This window comes from Rugamonas violacea, assembly GCF_016461825.1.
Taxonomy (GTDB): Bacteria; Pseudomonadota; Gammaproteobacteria; order Burkholderiales; family Burkholderiaceae_D; genus Rugamonas.
In genome coordinates, this window is sequence record NZ_JAEMNU010000069.1 from 1 (window position 1) to 3,588 (window position 3,588).

Here is a 3,588-nt window from a genome sequence, read left to right on the forward strand (position 1 = left end):
AGTCGCTGCAGGAGGAGACACCGCCGGCGGGATGGAAAGTGGATTTGGCCATGCGATATGCCAGCCACCATCAGAAAATGGTGTTGATCGACTACGAAATGCCGGAGAGGGCGATCGGCTATGTGATGGGGCACAATTCCATCACCGACTTTTGGGATACCGAAGAGCACAGGTTCCGCGATATCCGCCGTGAGCGTTTCTATTCGATGGACCATGTGGCCTTGCAGAAGGCGGCGTGGAAGGAAGGTCAGCGCTTCGATTCGCCTTATTGCGCCGGTTATGCGCCGACCGAGCAAGAGCGGGTGTTCAAGGAGCGTCTGGTCCAGTCGTATATTGAAAAGCATAGCCGCGTCACCAAGCCCTATCAGGACGTTTCCTGTCGCTTGCACGGACCGATACTCTACGACCTGAATCATAATTTCTGCCAGGCCTGGCAGGAATCGACCTATCCCAGCGCCACTTTCGAAAAGTACTACTGGCTCATCAAGGCGGCATCGCTGGTCGTTCCCGCCTTGTTGAATGAGAAAATCCGGGATTCGGTGTTCAAGGCCAAGGTGGACCCGAACCACGCGGAAATGGATTCCGATTTCATCGCGCGGCGCAACAAGATTCCGTTGAAAGCTTTTAACCTGGCGAGTGACAGGCACAGCGTTCAGTTATTGCGCACCCAGCCTTTGCACGGGGAGAAGGCCATCAAGGAGTGTTACGCCAACTTGACGCGGCAAACGACGCACTACATGTTCATTCAGAACCAATATATCCAGTATCAGGACTGGGCCGACCATCTGATCGGATGCGTGGGGCGTTTGCGCAGCGCGGGCTATCTCATGCCGATGTATGTCTTCCTGCTCACCTCGACCCCGGAAAGCGACGGCATGGACAGGCCGACCTACAGCGTGGCCAGCAAGGTTGGCATGAGCGAGACCATGAGGGTGGAGCACGAGGAGGCGGTGGCGAAGGCGCGCAAGAATAAAATCAAGCCCCCAATATCCGTGGCTGAGCTGGCCGACCAAGGCATCAATGTCGTCATGGGCTCGCTTTGGACTTGCGCAAACATCAAAGGCAAGTTGACGCCGACTGATTACGAGGAAATCTACATCCACGCCAAGGTGGCGATTGTGGACGATGCGGCGTTCACCATTGGTTCGGCCAACCTGAACCTGCGCAGCATGGCGCTGGACAGCGAGCTCAACGTGTTGAGCCAGGCGAAGGATGTGGCGTATCAACTGCGCGCCGATTTGTTCAGCCAGTGTACCGGGAATGCGGGGCCGGCACAGTTTGGCGATATGTTTGAAACCTTCAACAACTGGGAAGCGCGCCAGACCGACAATGACTCTCTTAAAAAAAAGGGAGCCCGGCTGAAATGCCAATTAATGCCGTTTCATGTGGACCGCAAACCCGGTTCGCCCGTCGTATAGCCATGAGCAACTTGCGGCTACGCTGGATATATTCGTTCGCCCTCCTGGCCATTTTTACGGCAGGTACCTATTTCCTTATCGATTATTTACAGGAGAGAGCCTTGCATGCCCTGCCATATGGATTTAAAAAATTCAATTTATCCGACCCGCCACCCGCATGCGGTCGCTGGAAGGCGCATATGCCTGCCACCCGCGACCCAGCGACTTATCGTCTCTATATCGAAGCGCGCAAGGTATGGCGCAGTAAGATTGCATGGCAATTCACCCACGAAGAGGCCACGCGAATACTGACCGACGTCCGCAAGGCTGCCGACTTGGGCGACTGGGGTGCGCGTGCATTGATGGCCCATTTCTATCTTTACGGACTAGGGGTGCTCGAATCCAATCATGTGCTTGATGCCGACCCCGATAAGGCGGTTGAAATCGCCCGCATGGCGGCCAAGGCATTACAACCTTGGGGACTATATGACCTCGGTGTAGCGTACGAGCATGGCTATGGTGGAGCACACTACGATGCCGATCTGGCTTGGGCATATTATCTAAAGGCTGCTGAACTCGGCAGTCCGGAAGCACAAATGGCGTTGGCCAGCGCCTATGCTCATGAGGGCCGGTTAAAAGATGAGGAAACCATGGTCCAGTGTGCATACCAGCAAGGACATGGTCCAGCAGCTTTTGCACTGGGCATCGATCGGCGCACGTCTAGAAACTTCAAAGATGCTGTTGACTATTTTTATGCTGGCGTGAAGTTTGGAAGTAAAAAAAGTGCCGTCGCTCTTCATCAACTATTTGACAAAGGACATTGGATAACAACCGACGAGGAGGACTGGCCGGCCATGAAAGCTATGGGTTTCGTGCAGGATACCGAACGCAGTCGTCGTTACAAATCCATTTCCGACGCATTGGAAATCAATCCAGACCTCAAATTGAATCGGCTGGACAAGGTACTGCCCCTACCTCCAGCGAAATTGCCGGAGTGGTCTGGCGTTGACGATGCCGTCGAGCCGGAATCGACAGGTCTACCCACATACTAAAATATTCTGCAACGTTCTACCCGCAGCGCTACCCCGGCGGCCAACCACATGGCGTCCGGCTACAGCCCGGCGGCCTGCAGGGCGCGCTCCCACGGCGGCACCGGCTGGTACTCGGCGACCAGGAAATCGATCAGCGCGCGCACCTTCGGCGACGGTTGGCGGCTGGCCGGATACAGCGCGCTCAAATGGTTCAACGGCAGTTGCCAGTCGCTCAGCACCGGCACCAGCGTGCCGTCGAGCAGGCCGCGCCAAGCCAGGAAGCTGGTGTTGTAGACGATGCCCAAACCACGCTCGGCGGCCTGTTGCAACACCAGGCCGTTGTTGGCCGTGAAGGCCGGCGTGATGCGCACCGTGTGCTTTTCCTCGCCGCGCGTGAAGTGCCAGCGCGGCCCGTCGGTCAGGTGGCTGAAGTGCAGGCAGCGGTGGCGCTGCAGCTCCTGCGGCGTGTGCGGATGGCCCCACTTGGCCAGATAGGCCGGACTGGCGCACAGCACCGCGCGGCACGGCGCCAGGGTGCGCATCGACAGCGCCCGGCTGTTGGGGATGCCGCCGACGCGGATGGTCAGGTCGAAACCGTGCTCGATCGGGTCGAGCAGCGCGTCGTCGACGCACAACTGCGGCGTCAACTGCGGATGCGGCAGGCTGAAACGGGCCAGCGCGTCGGCCAGCCAGGCGCTGCCGAAACTGGACGGTGCCTGGATGCGCAGCGGCCCGGCCAACTCGGTGCCGGCGTGGCTCAGCACCCGCGCCGCCTCCTGCGCCTGCGCCACTGTCGCCATGCACGGCTCCAGATAGGCCAGGCCGGCGTCGGTCAGGCTGACCTCGCGGGTCGAGCGGTGCAGCAGGCGCGCCTGCAGTTTCTCCTCCAGCTGCATCACCTGCTTGCTGACCATGGCGCGGGTCAGCCCCAGGCGGCGGCCGGCCGCGCTGAAGCTGCGCAGGCGCGCCACCTCGACGAAAATCTCCATTGCGCGTAATTGGTCCATGCCCAGATTGTCGCCACTTTGGCGACAATGTGTCAACCGTTTACGGATTGTTCGGCACCGCCCGCCGCCCTACAATGGCCGCTTGCCCGTAGTTCTTCCGCCAAGGCGCAGGCACGCTGGCCAACCCCAATGGCAAAGAGCCGGGGGGGGGGG

General features: G+C 59.1%; 3 protein-coding genes. 2 read left to right on the forward strand and 1 reads right to left on the reverse strand.

Annotated features, from left to right (window positions below; translation table 11 throughout):
• The coding region (locus H7U20_RS13130; RefSeq protein WP_199759602.1) for a phospholipase D-like domain-containing protein at window positions 1-1,418 on the forward strand (1,418 nt) is incomplete at its 5' end.
• A gap of 2 nt (window positions 1,419-1,420) precedes the next feature.
• Entirely contained in the window at window positions 1,421-2,449 is a 1,029-nt protein-coding gene (locus tag H7U20_RS13135) for an SEL1-like repeat protein (RefSeq protein WP_233410733.1), read from the forward strand.
• Between the two features lie 59 nt (window positions 2,450-2,508).
• Here H7U20_RS13135 and H7U20_RS13140 read toward each other — a convergent pair whose 3' ends face one another.
• Window positions 2,509-3,435 carry a LysR family transcriptional regulator gene (locus H7U20_RS13140; protein WP_233410734.1) on the reverse strand — a complete coding sequence of 309 codons (927 nt, stop codon included), beginning with the start codon at window positions 3,433-3,435 and terminating at the stop codon, window positions 2,509-2,511.
• Window positions 3,436-3,588 lie beyond the last annotated feature (153 nt).

Excerpts from the sequence above, each read along its gene's own strand:
- H7U20_RS13135 (WP_233410733.1), top strand. The coding sequence starts at position 1,421 with ATGAGCAACTTGCGGCTACGCTGGATATATTCGTTCGCCCTCCTGGCC.
- H7U20_RS13140 (WP_233410734.1), bottom strand. The coding sequence starts at position 3,435 with ATGGACCAATTACGCGCAATGGAGATTTTCGTCGAGGTGGCGCGCCTG.